The 21916-nt window shown below is 60.7% G+C and carries 22 protein-coding genes; 16 read left to right on the top strand and 6 right to left on the bottom strand.

Features of this window, described 5'->3' with window-relative positions:
* Positions 1-60 precede the first annotated feature (60 nt).
* The 3 genes from FBZ97_RS14170 to FBZ97_RS14160 form a co-directional block, all read right to left on the bottom strand.
* Positions 61-363 carry an AzlD domain-containing protein gene (locus FBZ97_RS14170; RefSeq protein WP_145320571.1) on the bottom strand — a complete coding sequence of 101 codons (303 nt, stop codon included), beginning with the start codon at positions 361-363 and terminating at the stop codon, positions 61-63.
* On the bottom strand, positions 360-1064 hold the full coding sequence (locus FBZ97_RS14165; protein ID WP_145320573.1) for an AzlC family ABC transporter permease: 705 nt from the start codon (positions 1062-1064) through the stop codon (positions 360-362). Before FBZ97_RS14165 ends, FBZ97_RS14170 begins: the two co-directional genes overlap by 4 nt.
* Positions 1065-1179: 115 nt before the next feature.
* Positions 1180-2001 carry an AraC family transcriptional regulator gene (locus FBZ97_RS14160; RefSeq protein WP_145320954.1) on the bottom strand — a complete coding sequence of 274 codons (822 nt, stop codon included), beginning with the start codon at positions 1999-2001 and terminating at the stop codon, positions 1180-1182.
* Between the two features lie 226 nt (positions 2002-2227).
* Here FBZ97_RS14160 and FBZ97_RS14155 point away from each other — a divergent pair, with 226 nt between their 5' ends.
* Positions 2228-2728, top strand: a complete 501-nt coding sequence (locus FBZ97_RS14155) for a GFA family protein (RefSeq protein ID WP_069616177.1) — start codon at positions 2228-2230, stop codon at positions 2726-2728.
* Between the two features lie 315 nt (positions 2729-3043).
* On the top strand, positions 3044-4207 hold the full coding sequence (alr, locus tag FBZ97_RS14150; protein ID WP_145320575.1) for an alanine racemase: 1164 nt from the start codon (positions 3044-3046) through the stop codon (positions 4205-4207).
* Between the two features lie 21 nt (positions 4208-4228).
* Here alr and FBZ97_RS14145 read toward each other — a convergent pair whose 3' ends face one another.
* Positions 4229-4864: a LysE family translocator gene (locus tag FBZ97_RS14145; RefSeq protein ID WP_145320577.1), complete on the bottom strand. Its 636-nt coding sequence runs from the start codon at positions 4862-4864 to the stop codon at positions 4229-4231.
* 151 nt (positions 4865-5015) lie between these two features.
* Between FBZ97_RS14145 and radA the strand changes: the two genes are divergently transcribed.
* The 4 genes from radA to FBZ97_RS14125 all read left to right on the top strand — a co-directional run bounded on the left by radA (position 5016) and on the right by FBZ97_RS14125 (position 9591).
* Positions 5016-6419, top strand: coding sequence for a DNA repair protein RadA (gene radA / locus FBZ97_RS14140; protein ID WP_113351685.1), 1404 nt, complete (start codon positions 5016-5018; stop codon positions 6417-6419).
* Positions 6420-6511: 92 nt separating this feature from the next.
* The gene (locus tag FBZ97_RS14135; protein ID WP_069616173.1) at positions 6512-7132 is read left to right on the top strand and encodes a CvpA family protein; all 621 of its coding nucleotides are present in this window, start codon (positions 6512-6514) and stop codon (positions 7130-7132) included.
* 164 nt (positions 7133-7296) lie between these two features.
* The gene (gene purF / locus FBZ97_RS14130; RefSeq protein WP_113351684.1) at positions 7297-8781 is read left to right on the top strand and encodes an amidophosphoribosyltransferase; all 1485 of its coding nucleotides are present in this window, start codon (positions 7297-7299) and stop codon (positions 8779-8781) included.
* Positions 8782-8850: 69 nt separating this feature from the next.
* Positions 8851-9591 (top strand): SDR family NAD(P)-dependent oxidoreductase, encoded by a 741-nt coding sequence (locus FBZ97_RS14125; protein ID WP_113351683.1) that lies wholly within the window; start codon positions 8851-8853, stop codon positions 9589-9591.
* Positions 9592-9606: 15 nt separating this feature from the next.
* On the opposite strand, the gene FBZ97_RS14120 is transcribed toward FBZ97_RS14125, so the two are convergent.
* Positions 9607-9816 carry a hypothetical protein gene (locus FBZ97_RS14120; protein WP_141720155.1) on the bottom strand — a complete coding sequence of 70 codons (210 nt, stop codon included), beginning with the start codon at positions 9814-9816 and terminating at the stop codon, positions 9607-9609.
* Here FBZ97_RS14120 and cysS point away from each other — a divergent pair.
* The 8 genes from cysS to rarD all read left to right on the top strand — a co-directional run bounded on the left by cysS (position 9815) and on the right by rarD (position 16849).
* On the top strand, positions 9815-11206 hold the full coding sequence (cysS, locus tag FBZ97_RS14115; RefSeq protein ID WP_145320579.1) for a cysteine--tRNA ligase: 1392 nt from the start codon (positions 9815-9817) through the stop codon (positions 11204-11206). The two genes, FBZ97_RS14120 and cysS, sit on opposite strands and share 2 nt — an antisense overlap.
* Before the next feature lie 200 nt (positions 11207-11406).
* Positions 11407-11775 carry a DUF559 domain-containing protein gene (locus FBZ97_RS14110; RefSeq protein WP_113390078.1) on the top strand — a complete coding sequence of 123 codons (369 nt, stop codon included), beginning with the start codon at positions 11407-11409 and terminating at the stop codon, positions 11773-11775.
* Complete coding sequence (locus tag FBZ97_RS14105; RefSeq protein WP_145320581.1) at positions 11772-12254, top strand: GFA family protein; 483 nt, start codon at positions 11772-11774, stop codon at positions 12252-12254. Before FBZ97_RS14110 ends, FBZ97_RS14105 begins: the two co-directional genes overlap by 4 nt.
* Positions 12251-12742, top strand: a complete 492-nt coding sequence (locus FBZ97_RS14100) for a GFA family protein (RefSeq protein WP_145320583.1) — start codon at positions 12251-12253, stop codon at positions 12740-12742. Before FBZ97_RS14105 ends, FBZ97_RS14100 begins: the two co-directional genes overlap by 4 nt.
* Positions 12735-13211, top strand: a complete 477-nt coding sequence (locus FBZ97_RS14095; protein WP_069616166.1) for a GFA family protein — start codon at positions 12735-12737, stop codon at positions 13209-13211. The genes FBZ97_RS14100 and FBZ97_RS14095 overlap by 8 nt, the downstream gene beginning before the upstream one ends.
* The gene (gene pip, locus FBZ97_RS14090; protein ID WP_113329104.1) at positions 13208-14167 is read left to right on the top strand and encodes a prolyl aminopeptidase; all 960 of its coding nucleotides are present in this window, start codon (positions 13208-13210) and stop codon (positions 14165-14167) included. The genes FBZ97_RS14095 and pip overlap by 4 nt, the downstream gene beginning before the upstream one ends.
* A gap of 45 nt (positions 14168-14212) precedes the next feature.
* Positions 14213-15829 carry a citramalate synthase gene (gene cimA / locus FBZ97_RS14085; protein WP_145320585.1) on the top strand — a complete coding sequence of 539 codons (1617 nt, stop codon included), beginning with the start codon at positions 14213-14215 and terminating at the stop codon, positions 15827-15829.
* A gap of 108 nt (positions 15830-15937) precedes the next feature.
* Complete coding sequence (rarD, locus tag FBZ97_RS14080) at positions 15938-16849, top strand: EamA family transporter RarD (RefSeq protein ID WP_145320587.1); 912 nt, start codon at positions 15938-15940, stop codon at positions 16847-16849.
* Between the two features lie 127 nt (positions 16850-16976).
* Here the strand turns inward: rarD and FBZ97_RS14075 are convergent, their stop codons facing one another.
* Positions 16977-17600 (bottom strand): TIGR00730 family Rossman fold protein, encoded by a 624-nt coding sequence (locus FBZ97_RS14075; protein WP_113329107.1) that lies wholly within the window; start codon positions 17598-17600, stop codon positions 16977-16979.
* 155 nt (positions 17601-17755) lie between these two features.
* Between FBZ97_RS14075 and FBZ97_RS14070 the strand changes: the two genes are divergently transcribed.
* On the top strand, positions 17756-19807 hold the full coding sequence (locus tag FBZ97_RS14070) for a LysM peptidoglycan-binding domain-containing protein (RefSeq protein WP_145320956.1): 2052 nt from the start codon (positions 17756-17758) through the stop codon (positions 19805-19807).
* 203 nt (positions 19808-20010) lie between these two features.
* The gene (locus FBZ97_RS14065; protein WP_113351674.1) at positions 20011-21897 is read left to right on the top strand and encodes an ABC transporter ATP-binding protein/permease; all 1887 of its coding nucleotides are present in this window, start codon (positions 20011-20013) and stop codon (positions 21895-21897) included.
* The last annotated feature ends 19 nt before the right edge of the window (positions 21898-21916 follow it).

Here is a 21916-nt window from a genome sequence, read left to right as displayed (position 1 = left end):
CGCTTGCCGCGTCAATGTTCCACTGGGATGAGAACCGCTTCGCACTTTGCCGGAAAGGCTTCAGAGTCCCACAGCCCTCAGCAAAGCCACCGTCGCAACGCCGACAACAACACTTGCCAGCAACGGCAAGTGGCGAGAGACGATTGCGGTGACCGTGCAGGCCAGCGTCTCCGCCCAGCCGGTAGCAAAAGCTGTGGGGGCAATGACAGCCATCAGCACGGCCGGTGGAATGGCTTCGATTGCGGTTTGCCGACGCTCGTCAAGCTTCACGTAGCGAATCAAGACGAGACCGCCAACACGGGTGAAGATCGTTGCGGCAGCCATGGCGAGGATGGCGAGCAGGGCGTGGAAATCGAGCGTCATGCCGCTTGCTCCCGCGCTCTGCCCTTCCAGAAAGCCATTGCCAGTCCCGCCAGCGCGCCGGCTGCAATATGCCAGACACCAGGCACGAACTGGTGGACTGCAACGGCTGCAATTCCGCTTGCGGCAAGCACCGCGCCGGTTTCCGGTCCTTTCCAGAAGCCCATGACCAGCACGATGAAGACGGCTGGAAAGGCGAAGTCGAGACCGATGACGGCGGGATCGCCGAGAAAGGCGCCAAGCAGAGCACCCGCAAGCGACGAGCCGACCCAAGCCAAGTAAAATGGCGTGACGATGCCCGCATACCAAGCGGGCGTGAGCCGCATCGTGCCGGCGCGGAACTCCGCCATGGCCCAAATCTCATCGGCGAGAAACAGCATGGCGAGATAGCGTTTGATGCCGGTGAAAGATTGCATCTTCGTGCCAATCGAAGCACTCATCAGCAAGTGCCTGACATTGACGAGCAGGGCCGCGATGCTAGCACCCATCCAGCTTGCGGGATGTGTCCAGATATCCATCGCCACGAATTGCGAGCCGCCAGCGAAGACGAGCGCGCTCATCAGTGTGGTCTCCAGCGGCGAAAGCCCCTTGGTCGCCGAAACCGCGCCGAACACGAGGCCGATCGGCAGGACGGCGACGATCAGCGGAAGAATGGCACGCATCCCGGCTTTGAATTCGCCGACCGGCCGGCTTTGCTGCAACATTGGCAACCTCCACTTCAACAACGACGGAGGGGTAGCCGACGGCAGCCGGCGCTGTATTGAACGAAAGTGATCAGACGCATTCCGGACAGAAAGCCGTTTCGCAATTGGAAATGCGCTAGCCGACGCGGAACTGGCCCGGGGTGACGCCGGTGCGCGATTTGAAGTGGCGCGTGAAATGCGCCTGATCGGCAAAACCGCATTCCATGGCGACATCGGCGGGCATGCGGCCTTCCCTGAGCAATCGGCGGGCAACGATGACACGCCGGTCGGTCAGAAAGGCATGGGGCGTAATATGATACTCCCTGCGGAAGGCACGGATCAGGTGCGCACGGCTCAGGCCTGCGATCTTGGCCAACTCCTCCAATCCGATATCGCTGTCGAAATTCTCAGTGAGATAATCGCGGGCACGCGCGACGGCGCTGCGCTCCTTGGTATCGACGGGAAGGACGATCGTGCTGCCGTAGCGCGCAAAGAGGGCCGCCAGCACCGAGAACATGCCTTCATCGGATTCCAGCGCACCGGCGCCGCTCTCGAGTGTGCGATGCGCCTTATGGAAGGCGCTTGCAAGCTGCGGATCGCGCAACAACGAATTGGCGAAAGATGGCGTCGCATTGAAGGCTTTGCCCGTGACGTCTTCCAGGATGTCGACGAAGAGCTTCGTGTCCGGGTAGATCATGCGGTAGCGATAGCCTTCGCCGCCCGGAGCGCCGTCATGCACTACTCCAGGATTGATCATATAGAGATCGCCCGGTCCGGCTTCCTCCCGACTGCCGAGCAGCGTGGTGATCTGGCTGCCTCTTTCAATCGTCCCGATGCTGAAGGTGTCGTGCGCATGCGGCGCATATTCATGCGTCACGAAGCTTGCGCTCAGGCACTCCATGTCACGAAAGCGACCGTCTCGCCAGAAGCGGGTCGATTCCACCTTGGCAAGCGGCATGGCGTCAGCCGCCTCTTTCTGCGAAACGTTCTGCATCCCCGAAGATTAGCGCGCCGGCTCCCGCGCGTCTTGAACAAAAGTGATCGCATGTGGGAAAGGCTGGCATCCACCCGTCCGCGCTTTTTTTGAGAAGGTGTGGTCGGATCCGTCGTTCCGCTGGACGATCCGAAGATGAAAACCTAAAAAGCATTTAGGCCCAAACTCGCCTTTTGGAGGAGAAGGAAAATTGAAACGCATTGAGATGACGGTAAGCGGCGGCTGCCAGTGCGGTGCCGTGCGCTATCACGCAACTGCCATGCATGATAATTCGCATCTCTGCCATTGCCGCATGTGCCAGAAAGCCTCCGGCAACATCTTTGCCGCGCTTGTCGCCGCGCCTGATGATGCGCTCACCTGGACGCGCGGCAAGCCGAGCATCTGGAAGAGTTCTGAGCTTGTCGAGCGCGGCTTCTGCGCCAATTGCGGCACGCCATTGTTCTTCCATCACCTCGAAAACGGCCGCACCAACCTGATGATCGGTTCGCTTGATAATCCGCATGCCTTCCCGCCGCATGCCAATACCTGCACCGAGAATATGGTGACATGGTTCGATACGATCACGGGCATAGAAAATACCGGCGTAACTGAAAATAACGGCGCCGATTGGGCTGCGGCGATCAAGACGAGCAACAACCAGCATCCTGATCGCGATACCGCCTCATGGGCGGTGAGAAGGCGTGACGACTGAGCCTATTCCGGCGATCGCCAGCGGGGCACGATGCCGCTGTTCCGAAATAGCCATCATCCCGGAAACTAAAGCCTACGACAGCCTGCCTTCAAGATGATGCGCGCAGCGTGCCTGAAGGCCTGCCCTTCAGCTCATTCGTGCCGCAAAGCAGCCTGTTGGTTTCCGACCTTTAGCCGGAAGCTGTCGTCAGAAATGTGGCGGCAGTTTCTGCCTAATTCCGCATACATGCATCGCAGCACTTTTTCTTTTCATCGACGGCCAGTATCCTGACCCAAGCCAAATCACTTCCGGCCACTTCCTTGTTTAGGGCGCCCCATGACAGATAATTTCAATGACGACGATGCTTTCGCTTCCGCCGGCCTGCGGCTGACGGTGGATCTCGGCGCGCTCGTCGAAAACTGGCGCGACCTCGCGCGCCGCTCGGGGAAGGCCCGCGCGTCGGCCGTTGTCAAGGCCGATGCCTACGGGCTCGGGATCGAGGATGTGGGCGAAACGCTTTATGGCGCCGGCGCGCGCGATTTCTTCGTCGCCACCGCCGATGAAGGCGCGACCTTGCGGCTCTATGCCCCCGAGGCGCGCATCTTCGTGCTCAGCGGCATCTGGCCGGGCATGGAGCGCCGGTTCTTCGAAAACGACCTCGTACCCGTCATTGCTTCGGAAGAACAGCTGACCTTCTGGATGTCGGTTCTGTCTGATTATGGCGATTATCCCTGCGCACTGCAGGTCGATACCGGCTTCAACAGGCTCGGCCTGCCGATGGATGATGCGATCGCGCTTGCCGATGACGTCTCGCGTCCGGCAAGCTTTGCGCCGGTTCTCGTCATGAGCCACCTCGCCTGCGGCGACGATCCTTCCAACGCGATGAACGGGCAGCAGCTCGGGGCTTTCCGTAAAGTCAGTGCCGCCTTCGAAGGCATCGAGGCGAGCCTTGCCAATTCGGCCGGCATCTTTCTTGGGGCCGACTATCACTTCGATCTTACCCGCCCCGGCATCGCCACCTATGGCGGCGAGGCAGTGCCGGGCATGGCCAATCCGATGCGCCCGGTGGCGACGGCGGAGGCGCGGATCATCCAGACCCGCTCGGTCAAGGCGGGCGAAACGGTGGGATATGGCCGCGCGCTTCAATTGACCCGCGACAGCCGACTGGCGATCGTCTCGGCAGGTTACGCCGACGGCTATATGCGCAGCCAGTCGAGTGCCGGCGTGCCATTGCGCCAAACCGGCATTGCGGGCGGTCATGGCTTCATTGCCGGGCATAAGGTACCCGTTGCCGGCCGCATCACCATGGACCTCACCATTTTCGACGTGACCGATCTACCGGAAAACCTGGTCAGAGCCGGTGACTACGTTGAACTTTTCGGCAGCAACATCTCGGTCGACGAGGCCGCAAGGGCGGCAGGCACGATCGGCTACGAGATGCTGACCAGCATGGGGCTGCGGCACGAACGCCGGTATATCTCGGAAGAGACCGAGGAATAGCCCGGCTACGTCTCAGGATAGTTAGCGCGCACTGATCGCCAGCCGAACGCCAAGCGCCACGAACAGCGTGCCAAGACCGCGATCGAGCCAAAGGCCAAGGCTGCGATTGCGCCGAAGCGCTTCGCTCAGACGGCCACCGAGCAGGATCAGCGGCGGTTCAATGAAGGCGGCGACGACGATAATGAGGCTTCCGTGCAGCAAAAGCTGTGCCCAGACCGGGCCGGCGCCTTCGACGACGAATTGCGGCAGGAAGGCCAGGAAGAAGATGGCGACCTTCGGATTGAGCAGCGAGACCAGAATACCTTGGCGATAGATACGGCTAAAGGGCAAGGACTTGCCGGCTTCCTTGATCCATGCGCTCTCGCCCTTCGAGCGCAGCGCCTGGATGCCGAGCCAGATCAGATAGGCCGCACCGACCCATTTGACGGTCGAGAAGGCCAGCGCGGAGGCAGCAAGGATCGCCGACAGGCCGGCGGCCGCCATCAGTACATGCAGGCACGCGCCGCTCCAGATGCCGAACAGCGCTGCAAAGCCGGAGCGCATGCCGCTTCTGATCGTGTGACCGAGAATGAAGGCGATATCCGGCCCCGGCGACAGATTAAGGAGAATCGCAGCAGTCAGAAAGCCCATCCAGTGCGCAAGCGAATAATCAAACATCGATCATCATCCATAAAACCCGGCATAAAGGCTGACACGATCGCCGTTGATACGGAAATCATTAGTTTTGATAGGCCGGGAAAGACATTATCTGACTGCCCAAGCGATTCGTCGCGAAAAGCGAAGCATTTGAACTTGAGAATAGCATCCTATGGCTAAGGCCCGCACACAATTCATCTGCCAGAACTGCGGCACGGTCCACAATCGCTGGGCCGGCAAGTGCGACAGTTGCGGCGCGTGGAATACCATCGTCGAGGAAGATCCGATGGGCGGAATCGGCGGCGGACCAACGAAGACGCCGCGAAAGGGCAAGCCCGTCACGCTGACCACGCTTTCGGGTGAAATCGAGGAAGCGCCGCGCATCCATACCGGCATATCCGAACTCGACCGCGCCACCGGCGGCGGTTTTGTGCGTGGCTCGGCCGTTCTCGTCGGCGGCGATCCTGGCATCGGCAAGTCGACGCTGCTGATGCAGGCGGCAGCGGCCCTCGCCCGGCAAGGACACAAGATCGTCTATGTCTCCGGCGAAGAGGCCGTGGCGCAGGTGCGCCTGCGCGCCCAACGGCTGAAGGCGGCCGATACCGAAGTGCTGCTCGCCGCCGAAACCAATGTCGAGGATATCCTGGCAACGCTGGCGGAAGGCAAGCGGCCGGATCTTGTCATCATTGATTCCATCCAGACGCTGTGGAGCGAGCTTGCCGAATCCGCACCCGGCACGGTAACGCAGGTGCGTACCGGCGTGCAGGCGATGATCCGCTTCGCCAAGCAGACTGGAACTGCCATGGTGCTGGTCGGCCATGTCACCAAGGACGGCCAGATCGCCGGACCGCGCGTCGTCGAGCATATGGTCGATGCCGTTCTCTATTTCGAGGGCGATCGGGGCCACCATTACCGCATCCTGCGCACGGTGAAGAACCGCTTCGGTCCGACCGACGAGATCGGCGTCTTCGAAATGTCCGACGCCGGGCTTCGCGATGTGCCCAACCCATCCGAACTTTTCCTCGGCGAGCGCAACGAAAAGTCGCCAGGCGCGGCCGTCTTCGCCGGCATCGAAGGCACGCGTCCGGTGCTGGTGGAGGTGCAGGCGCTGGTCGCGCCGACATCGCTCGGCACGCCGCGCCGCGCCATCGTCGGCTGGGATTCGGCGCGCCTTTCCATGATTCTCGCCGTTCTGGAAGCGCATTGCGGCGTGCGGCTCGGTCAGCATGATGTTTACCTCAATATTGCCGGCGGCTACCGCATTTCCGAGCCGGCTGCGGACCTTGCGGTCGCTTCTGCACTGGTTTCCTCCCTGGCCGGTCTTGCTCTGCCCGCCGATTGCGTCTATTTCGGCGAAGTCAGCCTGTCGGGCGCCGTCCGGCCGGTTGCGCACACCGCCCAGCGCCTCAAGGAAGCCGAGAAGCTGGGATTTTCCGCGGCCGTTCTGCCTGCCGCTTCCGCCGATCTGCCAAAGGGCAATGGCGGACGCTGGAGCGAGATCGACAGCCTGCCGGATCTGGTGGCGCGCATTGCCGGATCGAAAGGTGCGCTCAAGCGAGCGGAAGACGAAGACTGAGCCTTACTTCAGCCGTTCTTGGCGAAGAAGAGGCTCATGAATTGAGGCCGATGCCGACCATGAGGTCCGGCAAGTCTTGAAGTGGATTATAGATGCCCATTACGATTTTCGACGGTATTGTTATCGGCGTTCTTCTCTTCTCCGCCATTCTGGCCATGGTTCGCGGCTTCTCACGCGAAATTCTCTCGATCGTCAGCTGGGGCGGCTCCGCAGTAGCAGCATACTATCTCTATCCGCTGCTCGTTCCCTATGCCTTGCAATACAAGGCCGACACCAAGATCGCCACGATTGCGTCAGCCGCCGTCATCTTCCTGCTGGCGCTCATCATCATTTCCTTCATCACCATCCGGATTGCCGATTTCATCATCGACAGCCGCATCGGCGCGCTCGACCGCACGCTCGGCTTCCTCTTCGGCGCGGCACGCGGCCTACTGCTGATGGTCGTCGTCGTTGCCTTCTGGAACTGGCTGGTGGCACCGGCCGCACGTCCGGACTGGGTCAATAACGCCAAGTCGAAGCCTTTCCTCGATTCGATGGTGGAGAAGCTGACTGCGGCGCTGCCGCAAGACATTCAGGCAAGGCTGCCGGCCGAAATCCTCAACAAGATCGCGCCAAACCAGCAGCAACAGCAGCAGCAGGGAAGCGGCGACAACGCCACGCCGAACGATACCGCGCCGTCGGATGACGCACCGGCGCCGCAGACAAACAATTGACGGTGCGTTTACAGGCTTGACCTGCCGCCCGAGAATCGCCATTTGAGCGGCGTGACAATAGAAGATCCGGCCCGATATTTTTTCCGGCCGGATTTTAAGTTATTTTAATGGTCACTCGTGACGCCGCCCCGATCCGCCCACGTTGAGAGCAAAGGCCCGCAGCCATGAACCATTCCGTTTCCTTCGAGGACGATATCGACGGCGACACGCTGCATGAAGAATGCGGCGTCTTCGGCATCCTGGGGCACCCGGATGCGGCAACACTGACGGCGCTCGGCCTGCACGCCTTGCAGCATCGCGGCCAGGAAGCGGCCGGCATCGTCTCCTTCGATGGTCAGCGCTTCCACTCGGAGCGGCGGATGGGTCTGGTCGGCGACCACTACACCGACCCGGCCACCCTCGCCCGCCTCCCCGGCGACCGCTCGATCGGTCATGTACGCTACTCCACCACCGGCGAGACCATCCTTCGCAATGTCCAGCCGCTGTTTGCCGAGCTGGAAGTCGGCGGCATCGCCATTGCCCATAACGGTAATTTCACCAACGGCCTGACCATGCGCCGTCAGCTGATTGCCGATGGTGCCATCTGTCAGTCGACCTCGGATACCGAAGTCGTGCTGCATCTCATCGCCCGCTCCAAGCATCCCTCCTCCTCAGATCGTTTCATCGATGCTATCAGGCAGATGGAAGGCGGCTATTCGATGCTCGCCATGACGCGCACCAAGCTGATCGCCGCCCGCGATCCGATCGGCATCCGGCCGCTGGTCATGGGCGAACTCGACGGCAAGCCCATCTTCTGCTCGGAGACCTGTGCTCTCGACATCATCGGCGCAAAATATGTCCGCGACGTTGAAAACGGCGAGGTCATCATCTGCGAGATCCAGCCTGATGGTTCGATCACCATCGACGCCCGCAAGCCGGAAGTTTCACAACCAGAGCGTCTCTGCCTGTTCGAATATGTCTATTTCGCCCGTCCCGATTCCGTCGTCGGCGGCCGCAACGTCTATGTCGCCCGCAAGAACATGGGCATCAACCTTGCCAAGGAAGCACCTGTCGCGGCCGACGTGGTCGTGCCGGTGCCGGATGGAGGCACACCGGCCGCCATCGGCTATGCGCAGGCAAGCGGCATTCCCTTCGAGCTCGGCATCATCCGCAACCATTATGTCGGCCGCACCTTTATCGAGCCGACGCAGCAGATCCGCGCCTTCGGCGTTAAGCTCAAGCATTCCGCCAATCGCGAAATCATCGCCGGCAAGCGCGTGGTGCTCGTCGACGATTCCATCGTGCGCGGCACGACATCGGTGAAGATCGTGCAGATGATCCGCGATGCCGGCGCAAGCGAGGTGCATATCCGCGTCGCCAGCCCGATGATCTTCCATCCGGATTTCTACGGCATCGACACACCCGACGCCGACAAGCTGTTGGCAAACCAGTACACGAGCCTGAAGGCCATGTGCGAGTATATCGGCGCGGATTCGCTGGAGTTCCTGTCCATCGACGGCCTTTACCAGGCTGTCGGCGGCGAGCCGCGCAACAATGCGCAGCCGCAGTTCACCGACCATTACTTTACCGGTGACTATCCGACGCGTCTGCTCGACAAGGAAAGCACCAGCAACGTGCGCAAGCTCTCCGTCCTCGCGAGCAACGGCTGACAAGCCCAAGTAACGGCTGACAGGGGCGCCCTGCCCCTTTCTCTTTCCACCCATTCGGATCAAGGCAGCATGAGCGTCAATCTCAAGGACAAGATCGCCCTCGTCACCGGCGCATCGCGCGGTATCGGCTATTTCACGGCACTGGAGCTGGCCAAGGCCGGCGCGCATGTGATCGCCTGCGCCCGCACGGTCGGGGGCCTTGAGGAGCTTGACGATGCCATCAAGGCTGCCGGCGGCTCGGCGACCCTTGTGCCCTTCGATCTTGCCGACATGAATGCCATCGATGCGCTCGGCGCCTCCATCTACGAGCGCTGGGGCAAGCTCGACATCCTCATCGCCAATGCCGGCGTGCTTGGCGTGATCTCGCCGATCGGCCATGTCGAAGCCAAGGTGTTCGAAAAGGTGATGACGATCAATGTCACCGCCACGTGGCGGCTGATCCGCTCCGTCGAGCCGCTGCTGATGCGCGCCGAGGCGGGCCGCGCCGTTATCCTCTCCTCGGCCGCCGCCCATCGCTGCCGGCCCTTCTGGGGTCCCTACTCCGCCTCCAAGGCCGCCGTCGAGGCGCTGGCCCGCACCTGGGCCGGGGAAACGCAGAGCACGCCGCTGCGCATCACCAGTGTCGATCCGGGCGCTACCCGCACCGCCATGCGCGCCCAGGCCATGCCCGGCGAAGATCCGGATACGCTGCCGCATCCGCGAGAGGTCGCTCAGGCGATCCTGCCTCTGGTCGGCCCCGACGTCACCGAAACCGGCAAGCTTTTCGTCGTGCGCGAGAACAGGCTCGTCGACTATCGGATGCCGGAATAAAAACATCCCAGGCCTTTACGCAAGACGCCTTATCCCTACTTGACCAAATTCATCCGGCGCGCGATAAAGCCGCCCATGAAAACGGTTATCTGCATTATCTGCCGGAAGATTATTCGCTAGCGTTTCGCTGGCCTGGCCGTTTTCGTCTCCCAAAATCCAAGATGACAAACGTCCGGCCTGCCGGTGACGGTATTTTTTCGGATTTATGCCTTGGGAGAGTGACATGGCCGCCGAGCCGCAATTGAAGTTCTACAACACGCTGACGCGCGAAAAGGTCGATTTTCAGCCGATTGACCGCAATAACGTCCGCATGTATGTCTGCGGCCCCACGGTCTATGACTTCGCCCATATCGGCAATGCCCGCCCGGCGATCGTCTTCGACGTGCTGTTCCGGCTGCTGCGGCACGTCTACGGTGAGAGCCGTGTCACCTACGTCCGCAACATCACCGACGTCGACGACAAGATCAATGCGCGTGCGCTGCGCGACCATCCCGGCCTGCCGCTGAACGACGCGATCCGCCTGGTGACGGAAAAGACCGAGCGGCAGTACCGTGAAGACACGACGGCGCTCGGCTGCCTGGAGCCATCGGTGCAACCGCGTGCGACCGACAATATCGCTGAGATGATCGCGATCATCGAAACGCTGATTACCAAGGGCCATGCCTATCGGGCCGCCGGCGAAGTGCTGTTCGATACCAAGTCGATGGCCGATTATGGGCAGCTTTCGAAGCGCAATCTCGACGAGCAGCAGGCCGGCGCCCGCGTCGCCGTCGACGAGCACAAGAAGAGCCCCGGCGATTTCGTTCTGTGGAAACTTTCGGACGAGAACGAACCCGGCTGGGAAAGCCCCTGGGGCCGCGGTCGTCCGGGCTGGCATATCGAATGCTCGGCCATGAGCGGACGCTATCTCGGTGAAGTCTTTGACATTCACGGCGGCGGGCTCGACCTGATCTTCCCGCATCATGAAAACGAAATCGCGCAATCGCGCTGCGCGCATGGCACGCATGCCATGGCCAATGTCTGGATGCATAACGGCTTCGTGCAGGTCGAAGGCCGCAAGATGTCGAAATCGGAAGGCAATTTCGTCACCATCTACGAGCTGCTGCAGACGGAAAAGCTCGGCGGCCGGACCTGGCCGGGCGAGGTGCTGAGGCTCGCTATGCTGATGACACATTATCGCGAGCCGATCGACTTTTCCGTCAAGCGTCTGGAAGAGGCCGAACGGCTAATTGCAAAATGGCCTGCCGCGGATGTCAGCAACGCAGCGCCGGACGAGACTGTGCTTGCAGCGCTCGGCGACGATCTCAATACCGTTGCTGCCATTCAGGCGCTCCATGCCCTAGCACAGGCCGCCAATGCCGACGCCAATCTCCTGCCTGTCTTCACGGCCAGCGCCGATCTTCTCGGCCTGCTGCCGAAGAAGGCGGAGATGGACGAAGCTGTGGTCGCGGAGATCGATGCCAAGGTGCGCCAGCGCCTGGAGCTGCTGAAGGCCAAGAACTTTGCTGAAGCCGACAAGCTTCGCGATGAACTTGCAGCGGGAGGCATTCAGCTCAAAGACGGCAAGGACGCGGTGACGGGTGAGCGAACCACGAGCTGGGAGATCAAGCGATGAGCCTTGTTACCCCCCTCTGTCACTATCGTGACATCTCCCCCACAAGGGGGGAGATTGGGGGGAGTTTGCGGCATCTGTCCGCAAAACCGCAGAGCTTAATTTCAGCAGATTCGATCTCCGTTTGGGGCGCGCAAGTGCCACGGGTTAACGATCTCCCCCCTTGTGGGGGAGATGTCCCGACAGGGACAGAGGGGGGTAACTTGCCGCATACTCCAGTCCCGCCGAAAGCCCGAAGCAATGCACGCCGCATGCGCAAGGTCATGACGGATGCGGAACTGCGTCTATGGAACGAATTGCGTGCCCATCGCCTCATGGGCCTCGGCTTCCGCCGCCAGTTGCCCATCGCTGGCTATATTGTCGATTTCGCATGCCCTGCCGAAAGGCTGATTGTCGAAGTCGACGGCTCCCAGCACTGCAATGATCGTGATCAGACCTATGACCAGATTCGCACCCGCCGCCTCGAAGCCGATGGCTGGACTATCCTGCGCTTCTGGAATGACGATGTCCTGAAGGATATCGATAACGTCTGCATGCATATCCTGATCGTCAGCGGAAAGGATAAGTTATGACCGTCTCGACCTACACCGGCGGCTGTCAGTGCGGCGCGGTTCGCTTCCGGGTGCGGGGCGGACTGAAGGATGCGTCGATCTGTCATTGCCGCATGTGTCAGAAGGCTTTCGGCGCCTACTACGCGCCGCTGGTCTCGACGCGTGGTGCCGAGCTCGCATGGACACGTGGCGAGCGGAAGCTGTTCCAATCGTCCAATTATGTGAAGCGCGGCTTCTGCGGGGATTGCGGAACGCCGCTGACCTATGAAGCGCCCGATGGCATTGCAATCGCGGCTGGTGCTTTCGACGATCCCTCGCAGCTGCCGCCTGTCGTCCAATATGGCACGGAAGCCAAGATCGGCTTCGTCGATCGGCTGCATCTGCTGCCCGGACACTCGACGGAGGAGGATGCCGCGCAGGCACCCTTCGTATTGAACATCATATCCAACCAGCATCCCGATCACGATACGGCAACTTGGCCACCGGAGAGCAGCAAATGACAATGGCAGCGGGATATAGCGGCGGATGCCAATGTGGCGCGGTTCGTTATCGCACCGCCGGCGCGCTCGGCTATCCGCATCTTTGTCATTGCCGCATGTGCCAGAAAGCATCCGGCAATTATGCCCTGCCGCTGGGAAACGCCAAACGGGCCGATTTCGAGCTGACACGCGGCGAACCCTCATGGTTTCATTCGTCCGATCTCGTGCGCCGCGGCTTTTGCGGCACCTGCGGCACGCCCCTGTTCTATGATGTGCCCGGCACGGATTCCATCAATGTGACGCTTGGTTCACTGGATGAGCCAACGCTGGTCCAACCCGTCGCGCAATCGAACTGCGCGGCAAAGATGCCCTGGTTCCATGCACTCGATGCGCTGCCGATGGAACCGGACGAGGATAGCTCGGACCGTGCGATATCGATCAAGCTGTCCAATCATCAGCATCCTGATCACGATACCTCAAGCTGGCCAGAGGAGAAGAGCCATGAGTGAAGCTACCAGAAGCGGAGGATGCCAATGCGGCGCGGTACGGTTTCGCATCCGCGGCCAGCTCGGCCGCCCCTCAATTTGCCATTGCCGCATGTGCCAGAAGCAGTTCGGCAATTTCTTCTCCGCGCTTGTTACCGCCCCTGAAGACGGCGTGGAATGGACGCGCGGCGAACCGAGCTATTTCCAGTCTTCCGTCAATATCGACCGCGGCTTCTGCAAGAACTGCGGCACGCCGTTGACCTACCGTCATCCGGGCGGCCTTGAAATCGCCATCGGCGCCTTCGACGAGCGCGACGATCTCGCCCCGCAGATCCAGGTCAACCATGCCTACCGACTGCCTTGGGTAGAGACGATTTTCGAAAAGCCCATTCATCAGGATCCGGATTTCTATTCGCGGCAGGAGCAGATCATTTCCTTCCAGCATCCCGATCATGACACCGATGTCTGGCCGGCCGAGGGGCTGAAAATATGACCGAAGTCCTGCGCACATTCTATCCGGAGATCGAACCTTACGCCTCCGGCCATCTCGATGTCGGCGATGGTCATGTGATCTATTGGGAACGGGTGGGAACTCCTGGCGCCAAGCCCGCCGTCTTCCTGCATGGCGGACCCGGCGGCGGCATTTCGCCCAGCCATCGCCGCGTGTTCGATCCGGCGCTTTACGACGTGACCCTATTCGATCAGCGCGGCTGTGGGCGCTCGACGCCGCATGCCGGCTTGGAAGCCAATACCACCTGGCATCTAGTCGACGATATCGAGCGGCTGCGCAAAATGGCCGGCGTTGAGAAATGGCTTGTTTTCGGCGGCTCCTGGGGCTCGACGCTGGCGCTCGCCTATTCCGAAACGCATCCGGATCGCGTTTCCGAACTGGTCGTGCGCGGCATCTATACGCTGACGAAAGCCGAACTGGACTGGTACTATCAGTTCGGCGTCTCCGAAATGTTCCCCGACAAATGGGAGCGTTTCGTGGCACCCATTCCGCCGGAAGAGCGTCATGAGATGATGGCCGCCTATCATCGGCTGCTGACGCATCCGGACAAGGCTGCCCGCCTGGAAGCCGCAAAGGCATGGTCGATCTGGGAAGGCGAGACGATCACGCTTCTGCCGGAACCTGCCGTCAGTGCCCAGTTCGAAGATGCGGAATATGCGCATGCCTTCGCCCGTATCGAGAACCATTTCTTCGTCAACGCCGGCTGGCTCGAAGAGGGCCAACTCCTGCGCGACGCCTACAAGCTGAAAGACATTCCCGGCGTCATCGTCCATGGCCGCTACGACATGCCCTGCCCCGCCAAATATGCCTGGGCGCTGCACAAGGCTTGGCCGAAAGCTGAATTTCACCTGATCGAGGGCGCCGGCCATGCTTCGTCCGAGCCCGGCATTCTGGATCGGCTCATCCGCGCCACCGACAAGTTTGCAGGCAAAGCATAGGCCGGGCATCTCAATATCAATAACCGGTTCGCCGGAGGAAACAGTATGACACGCGAAAAAATCTATCTCTTCGACACGACGCTCCGCGATGGCCAGCAAACGCCCGGCATCGATTTTTCGGTCGAGGACAAGATTGCCATTGCGACCATGCTGGATGAATTCGGCCTGGATTATGTCGAAGGCGGGTACCCCGGCGCCAACCCGACCGATACGGCCTTCTTCAACGAGAAGCGCACGACATCGGCCTCCTTCGTCGCCTTCGGCATGACGAAGCGCGCCGGCATCTCCGCCTCCAACGATCCCGGCCTTGCGAGCCTGCTGCAGGCGAAATCAGACGCGATCTGTTTCGTTGCGAAGAGCTGGGACTATCACGTCCAGGTGGCGCTCGGCTGCACCAACGAGGAGAATCTTGAAAGCATCGCCGAAAGCGTCAAGGCGGCCATTGGCGCCGGCAAGGAAGCCTTGGTCGATTGCGAGCACTTCTTCGACGGCTACAAGGCCAATCCGACCTATGCGCTTGCTTGCGCCAAGACGGCCTATGATGCCGGAGCGCGCTGGGTCGTGCTCTGTGACACCAACGGCGGCACACAGCCGCCGGAGATTCGCGCCATCGTCGAGGCCGTCATCGCCTGCGGCGTTCCTGGGCACTGTCTCGGCATCCATGCCCATAACGATACCGGCCAGGCGGTCGCCAATTCGCTCGCGGCGGTCGAGGCCGGCGTGCGGCAGATCCAGGGCACGCTGAACGGCATCGGCGAGCGCTGCGGCAATGCCAACCTGATCACACTGATCCCGACCCTGGCGCTGAAAAGAGCCTATAGCGAACGCTTCGAAACGACGATCGACGCCGAGCGGCTGGTGGGCTTGACCGGCCTTTCGCATGCCTTCGACGAGCTTCTGAACCGCTCACCCGACTATCAGGCGCCCTATGTCGGTGCCTCCGCCTTTGCCACCAAGGCTGGTATCCACGCCTCGGCGCTGCTGAAGGACCCGCGCACCTACGAGCATGTGCCGCCGGAAAGCGTCGGCAACTTCCGCAAGGTCATGGTCTCCGACCAGGGCGGCAAGTCGAACTTCATCAATGCGCTGAAGCGGCGCGGCATCGAAGTGGGCAAGGACGACCCGAAGCTCGACCAGCTGATCCAGATCGTCAAGGAGCGTGAAGCGACAGGCTATGCTTACGAAGGCGCGGATGCGAGCTTCGAACTTTTGGCGCGCCGCACGCTCGGTACCATCCCGGAATTCTTTGCGATCGATGGTTTCCGCGTCATGGTGGAACGCCGCTTCGATTCCCACGGCCGGGTGAAAATCGTCTCGGAAGCCGTCGTCAAGATCATCATCGATGGCGAAACCATCATGTCGGTTGCAGAGGGCGACGGCCCGGTCAATGCGCTCGACCTGGCGCTGCGCAAGAATTTCGGCAAATACCAGCACGAGATAGACGATCTGGAACTGGCCGACTTCAAGGTGCGTATCCTCAATGGCGGCACGGAGGCCATCACCCGAGTCCTAATCGAATCCACCGATAGCGACGGCGTACGATGGTGGACGGTCGGCGTCTCCGAAAACATCATCGACGCGTCGTTCCAGGCTCTGATGGATTCCGTCATCTACAAGCTGATGAAAAACCGGCATATGGCAGGCAGGATTGCGGCGGAGTAATCCGCCGCCCATCAAAAAGCTTGACGATGCCGTCAATGAAATGAATTAGCCATGCCGCATGCATTGGAGTAATCCCGTCTCAAATAACAGAGAATGACGGGAAAATTCATGGCCACTGACGCGGTCAAACCTGAAATCAAGAACAACGACGCTATCCGCGGCTTCGGCTTTGCGATGACGGCCTATCTCTTCTGGGGCGTTCTGCCACTCTATATGAAGGCGCTGGCGCATATCCCGGCTTTCGAGGTCATCGCCCATCGCATCGTCTGGTCGGTTCCCGTCGCCGGGATCGTGCTGCTGGCGCTCGGCCGCCTGGGTGACGTGAAGGCGGCGTTTCGCAACCCGCGGACAATCGCCATGGCGTCACTGACGGCAGCGCTCGTCACCATCAACTGGGGAACCTATGTCTGGGCCATCGGCGCCGGCCATTCGCTCGATGCGGCCCTCGGTTACTTCATCAATCCGCTGTTCAGCATCGCGCTCGGCGCCATCCTACTCAAGGAAAAGCTGACGCCGACGCAGATCGTCGCGATCTGCCTTGCAGCCGCCGCCGTCATCATTTTGACGGTGAAAGCCGGCACCCTGCCCTGGGTCGCGTTGTCGCTGACCTTCTCCTGGGGCTTCTATGCCTTTTTCCGCAAAACCCTGCCTGTTGGAGCCAACCAGGGCTTTTTCATCGAGGTGCTACTGCTCTGCATCCCGGCAGCATTTTACATCCTCTATCTGGAAGCGCGCGGTGAAGGCCACTTTTACCAGACCGGCCTTTCGGATACCGCGCTCCTGCTCGGCTGCGGGCTCGTCACGGCGCTGCCGTTGATGATCTTCGCTAATGGTGCGAAGCTTTTGAGGATGTCGACCATCGGCATCATGCAATACATCGTTCCCACAATGGTCTTCCTGATCGCCGTTTTCCTGTTCAAGGAACCCTTCGGCACGACGCAGCTCGTTGCATTCTCGCTGATCTGGGCCGGTCTCGTGCTCTATAGCTGGTCGATGCTGCGTCAGAGCAGAGGAGCATAACCAGGCGATATGGTTAGCAAATCGCTATTTGTGGCGGTTTGGCTTTCAAGAAAGCCGTGAACCGCCTCGTCCCTTGTCATCACGCAGCCCTAAGCGAAAAATCGCCGCGTGTTTTCCGGAACAGCTTTTAGAGCTTGGAAATCACGGCCTCTTCTCCGCCGCGGTCGCCGCGCGTCTCTGCGGCATGCTTGCGGATCGCCGGAATGATATCGGCCACCTTGTCGATCACAAGCGGCTGGACACGATGGGCGGTATGGATGAAGCCCTCGTCCCGCATATGACGGACGATTTCCATCATCGAATCCCAAAAGCCGTTGATATTGGCAAAAACCATCGGCTTTTCGTGACGGCCCAGCTGGCCCCAGGTCATGATCTCGACGATCTCCTCCAGGGTGCCGATTCCGCCCGGCAAGGCCACGAAAGCGTCGGCGCGCTCGAACATGCCATGTTTGCGCGTATGCATGTCCGGCGTTATGATGAGTTCGTCGAGCTGACCGAGCGAGTGGCGCGTCGCTTCCATATCGACCAGAAATTCCGGAATGATGCCGGTGACCTGACCGCCGTGCGACAGCACGCCGCTTGCGACAGCGCCCATGATGCCCTTCGTTCCGCCGCCATAGATCAGGCGCAGGCCGTTTTCGGCAATGCTTTTGCCGAGTTCGCGGCCAGCGGCCATGTAGGAAGGATCGCGTCCAGGCTGTGAGCCACAATAGACGCAAATGGTTCGAATTGGCGCGGAATCGTCGGTCATGGATGCAAAGAACTATGCTGCAGGTGCGCAGTCAAGATTTTTCAAAGGAAAACTTGTATCGGGACATGCGAAAATGGCTGAGAAAGCTTGTAAAAGCAGGCGAAATCGCTAGCAATTTCAGGAGTTGCGATGACTTCGCCGCGTGGAGATGAATGATGATGAAGAACCGTGCCGGTTGGCTGGCTCTGTTGGTGTTGGCAATTGCGACCCTGTTGATGGTCTTCTTCGTGATGCCGCGCATCAACGGTGACAAGACCCCGATCGGCAACGTGGTCAATCAAGCCAGCAATGCGGTGAAAAATACGATCAACCAAAATGCGCAGAAGGCTGGCGAGACCGCCGAGAGCGCGACCAAGGCCACGCAGAATGCCGTGTCGACCGCCGTCAACACCGCAGATCTTGCGAAAAAGCTGACCGGCCTGACCGACGCGGCAACCGCTTCGCTGGCCGATTTGAAGGCGCTCTTCAAGGATGGCAATGCACCGGCCCAGGATGTCTTCACGGCTGCGAAGACAAAGGCGATTACTGCCCTGCAATCGATCGTCGGCTTCGCGCTTCCCGAAGGGATCGACGCAACGACAACGGGACTCGTTAAGAAAGCGCAGGACGGTGCAGGCAAGGCTCTCGCCATCATCCAATCTCTCCCCGAGAATGCTGCCGAAGCCAGTGCGGCGATCGACAAGGCTCTTGCAACGCTGACAGGGCAACAGGCGCCCGGGACCAACTCGGCTGCCAATCCTCGCGTACCATCATTCGACGTATTGCGCGTCGAGCCGGATGGCTCCACTGTTATCGCAGGCTCAGCCGAGCCGAATGCCAAGCTAGAGATCGTCGACGGCGAAAAGGTTGTCACGACGACCAAGGTCGGCCCGAGCGGCGACTTTGCCGCCGTACTCGACAATCCGCTGCCGCCTGGAGACCACGAATTGGTGCTGCGCGCCACCGGCAAGGACGGTAAGGCCGTCAGTTCCGAGGAAATCGCAACCGTCTCCGTGCCGAAGGACAATTCCACCCAGGTTCTCGCGATGGTGTCGAAGCCAGGCGCTGCAAGTCGCATCATCACCGCGCCTTCCGCCAAGCAGGGCCGCGTGACCGCCGGCGAACAGGACGCGTCCGCAGCCGGCACTCAGGCCAAAGCGACCACGACAGACGCCAAGCCGCAACAGGATGGTACGGCGGTCGCATCCGCCAATCCCGCGGCAGGCACGGCAACACCGCCAGCAGCGAAGGTAGAGGCGAATCCAGACGTCATGGTCAATGCGGTGGAGATCGAAAACGATCATATCTTCGTTGCCGGCACCACGAAGCCGAATGCCAAGGTCCGCGCCTATGCCGACGACAAGCTCATCGGCGAGAACGTCGCGGGTGCGGACGGTCACTTTGTCGTGGACGGACCCATGCCTCTTGCCGTCGGCGATCACAAGATCCGCGTCGACGTACTCGATGGCGCCGGCAAAGTCGTCGTGCGGACCAGCGTCAACTTCACGCGCCCCGAGGGCAATCAGGTGACGGTCGCGGCGCAGACACCCGCCGCCGCAAATGGTCAAGGGCAGACGGCCACGGCAAACATGGTGCCGCTCGACGAGGGCGAGCTTGCCAAGCTCAAGGAAGGCGCGGGCAAGGCTTTTGCGCTGCTCAAGGGCCTCTTTACCGACGGCAAGCAGCCGAATACGGAGCAGCTCGCAGCCGCCCGCTCCGGCACGGAAATCGCGCTCAAGTCGCTGTCTGAATTCCGGCCGACCATCAACGCCAGTGCTGCGTTGAAGAAGGCTGCTTCCGACGCTTCGAGCACGGCCTCCAAGGCGCTTGCCACCTTGCTGGCTTTGCCGAAAGATCCGAAATCGGTCGGCGCGGCGCTGCCTGGGCTCGAACAGATGATCGCTGTTATCACGCAGCCTGCTCAGACGGCACCGGCGCAGCCGAACACAGAGGTCTCATCCAACGACAGTGGCCCGAAGACGCTCGAACAGGCACCGCTGTCGCAGGACACCAATGCCGTCATCATCCGTCGCGGCGATACGCTGTGGCAGATATCGCGCCGCATCTACGGTGCGGGCGTGCGCTACACGACGATCTATCTGGCCAACGAGGACAAGATCAACAATCCGGACCGCATCCTACCGGGTCAGGTCTTCGGTCTGCCGAAGGATGCATTGCCGAATGCCGAGGAGCTTCACCGCAAGCGGCTTTCGGGCGAGCACCTCTAGCGCAACGACCGCCCATCGTGAACATTGGCAGCGGCCAGGCTCATCCACGCCTGGCCGCTGCTTTTATACCGCATGAAAATAGTATAAGCGTCGCCCGACCCCATAGCCTTCCCACAACGGCCATGTCTTGGCCATGAAGGCTTGCCAGTCGGCTGTGCAAACGCTGCCACATCCGGCTGCCCAATCATTCGCCGGAGACGGACATGGCAGGCCAGAAGAAAACCATATCGGCGGATTCCAGCAATCCATTGAACACGATCGTCAATCTCTGGCCCTATATGTGGCCGAGCGGGCGCATGGATCTGAAAATGCGGGTGGTCTGGGCAACCGTCTTCCTGCTGGTCTCGAAATTTTTCCTGCTGCTGGTCCCCTACTTCTTCAAATGGTCCGTCGATGCGCTGAACGGCAAGCTCGACATGCAAGGCATTCTGCCTGCTTTCCTGGTCGGCGCCATCGCTTTGATCATCGCCACGAACGCGACGCGTCTGATCCAGCTCGGCCTAAACCAGCTGCGCGATGCCCTGTTTGCGAGCGTCGGCCAATATGCGGTGCGCCAGCTCGCCTACAGAACCTTCGTGCACATGCACGAGCTCTCGCTGCGTTTCCATCTGGAGCGCAAGACCGGAGGCCTCTCGCGCATCATCGAGCGCGGCACCAAGGGCATCGAGACGATCGTCCGCTTCACGATCCTCAACACGTTTCCGACCTTCATCGAATTCCTGCTGACGGCCATCATCTTCTGGCGCGGCTATGGCTTTTCCTATCTCGCGGTCACGGCCGTCACGGTCTGGCTCTACATCTGGTTCACCGTCAAGGCGAGCGACTGGCGCATCTCCATCCGCCGGACAATGAACAACAGCGACACCGACGCCAACACCAAGGCGATCGATTCGTTGCTGAACTTCGAGACGGTCAAATATTTCGGCAACGAGGAGATGGAAGCCAAACGCTTCGATCAATCGATGGAGCGATATGAAAAGGCAGCCACCAGCGTCTGGACGTCGCTCGGCTGGCTTAACTTCGGCCAAGGCTTGATCTTCGGCCTTGGCACGACGGTGATGATGGTCATGTCGGGCTGGTCCGTCTTGAACGGCCATCACACGGTCGGCGACTTCGTGTTCATCAACGCCATGCTGCTGCAGCTCTCCGTACCGCTCAACTTCATCGGCTTCGTCTATCGCGAAATACGTCAGGGCCTGACCGATATCGAGGAGATGTTCGACCTGCTCGAGGTCAAGCCCGAGGTGGTCGATGCGCCTGACGCCAAGGAGCTCGTCATCGGTAATGGCGCAATCGCATTCAAGGACGTGCATTTCGCCTATGATCCGGCGCGGCCGATCCTGAAGGGCATCTCCTTTGAGGTGCCGGCTGGCAAGACGGTCGCCGTGGTCGGGCCTTCGGGCGCCGGTAAATCGACGCTGTCGCGCTTGCTCTATCGTTTCTACGACGTGCAGGACGGCACGATCACCATCGACGGCCAGGATCTGCGAACCGTCACGCAGAAGAGCCTGCGCAAGGTCATCGGCATGGTGCCGCAGGATACCGTGCTCTTCAACGATACCATCGCCTACAACATCCGCTATGGCCGTCCGAGCGCCAGCGAAGGGGAAGTTACCGCGGCCGCGGAGATCGCGCAGATCGGCGAGTTCATCCGCAATCTGCCGGAAGGCTTCGAGACCAAGGTCGGCGAGCGTGGCCTCAAATTGTCTGGCGGCGAGAAGCAGCGCGTCGCGATCGCGCGTACCATTCTCAAGGCGCCGCCGGTCCTGATCCTCGACGAGGCGACCTCGGCACTCGACACGACGACCGAGCGCGAAATACAGGCTGCCCTCGATGTCGTTTCGAAGAACCGTACAACTTTGGTCATCGCGCATCGCCTGTCGACCGTCATCGGAGCAGATGAGATCATCGTGCTGAAAAGCGGCGTGATCGCCGAGCGCGGCACGCATGCCGAGCTTCTGGCGCGGAACGGGCTTTATGCGTCCATGTGGAGCCGCCAGCGCGAGGCAACGCAGGCGGAGGAGCATCTGAAACAGGTACGCGAAAACGACGATCTCGGCGTTGTCGACCGACTGGCGCCGGCAAGCTGAGAAAAACCGTGGAAGCATG

Origin of the sequence: Rhizobium sp. ERR 942 (assembly GCF_007828395.1) — a bacterium.
GTDB lineage: Bacteria > Pseudomonadota > Alphaproteobacteria > Rhizobiales > Rhizobiaceae > Rhizobium > Rhizobium dioscoreae.
The sequence above is the reverse complement of the archived record's forward strand: the minus strand, read 5'-3'. Positions and strand labels throughout refer to the sequence as shown.

Bases quoted from the DNA above. Each gene is read 5' to 3' on its own strand.
- FBZ97_RS14075 (WP_113329107.1), bottom strand. From the start codon at position 17,600: ATGACCGACGATTCCGCGCCAATTCGAACCATTTGCGTCTATTGTGGC.
- FBZ97_RS14105 (WP_145320581.1), top strand. From the start codon at position 11,772: ATGACCGTCTCGACCTACACCGGCGGCTGTCAGTGCGGCGCGGTTCGC.
- FBZ97_RS14125 (WP_113351683.1), top strand. From the start codon at position 8,851: ATGAGCGTCAATCTCAAGGACAAGATCGCCCTCGTCACCGGCGCATCG.
- radA (WP_113351685.1), top strand. From the start codon at position 5,016: ATGGCTAAGGCCCGCACACAATTCATCTGCCAGAACTGCGGCACGGTC.
- FBZ97_RS14120 (WP_141720155.1), bottom strand. From the start codon at position 9,816: ATGTCACTCTCCCAAGGCATAAATCCGAAAAAATACCGTCACCGGCAG.
- FBZ97_RS14145 (WP_145320577.1), bottom strand. From the start codon at position 4,864: ATGTTTGATTATTCGCTTGCGCACTGGATGGGCTTTCTGACTGCTGCG.
- FBZ97_RS14165 (WP_145320573.1), bottom strand. From the start codon at position 1,064: ATGTTGCAGCAAAGCCGGCCGGTCGGCGAATTCAAAGCCGGGATGCGT.
- FBZ97_RS14095 (WP_069616166.1), top strand. From the start codon at position 12,735: ATGAGTGAAGCTACCAGAAGCGGAGGATGCCAATGCGGCGCGGTACGG.
- purF (WP_113351684.1), top strand. From the start codon at position 7,297: ATGAACCATTCCGTTTCCTTCGAGGACGATATCGACGGCGACACGCTG.
- FBZ97_RS14160 (WP_145320954.1), bottom strand. From the start codon at position 2,001: ATGCCGCTTGCCAAGGTGGAATCGACCCGCTTCTGGCGAGACGGTCGC.
- FBZ97_RS14065 (WP_113351674.1), top strand. From the start codon at position 20,011: ATGGCAGGCCAGAAGAAAACCATATCGGCGGATTCCAGCAATCCATTG.
- FBZ97_RS14135 (WP_069616173.1), top strand. From the start codon at position 6,512: ATGCCCATTACGATTTTCGACGGTATTGTTATCGGCGTTCTTCTCTTC.
- alr (WP_145320575.1), top strand. From the start codon at position 3,044: ATGACAGATAATTTCAATGACGACGATGCTTTCGCTTCCGCCGGCCTG.
- rarD (WP_145320587.1), top strand. From the start codon at position 15,938: ATGGCCACTGACGCGGTCAAACCTGAAATCAAGAACAACGACGCTATC.
- pip (WP_113329104.1), top strand. From the start codon at position 13,208: ATGACCGAAGTCCTGCGCACATTCTATCCGGAGATCGAACCTTACGCC.
- FBZ97_RS14070 (WP_145320956.1), top strand. From the start codon at position 17,756: ATGATGAAGAACCGTGCCGGTTGGCTGGCTCTGTTGGTGTTGGCAATT.
- cimA (WP_145320585.1), top strand. From the start codon at position 14,213: ATGACACGCGAAAAAATCTATCTCTTCGACACGACGCTCCGCGATGGC.
- FBZ97_RS14100 (WP_145320583.1), top strand. From the start codon at position 12,251: ATGACAATGGCAGCGGGATATAGCGGCGGATGCCAATGTGGCGCGGTT.
- FBZ97_RS14170 (WP_145320571.1), bottom strand. From the start codon at position 363: ATGACGCTCGATTTCCACGCCCTGCTCGCCATCCTCGCCATGGCTGCC.
- cysS (WP_145320579.1), top strand. From the start codon at position 9,815: ATGGCCGCCGAGCCGCAATTGAAGTTCTACAACACGCTGACGCGCGAA.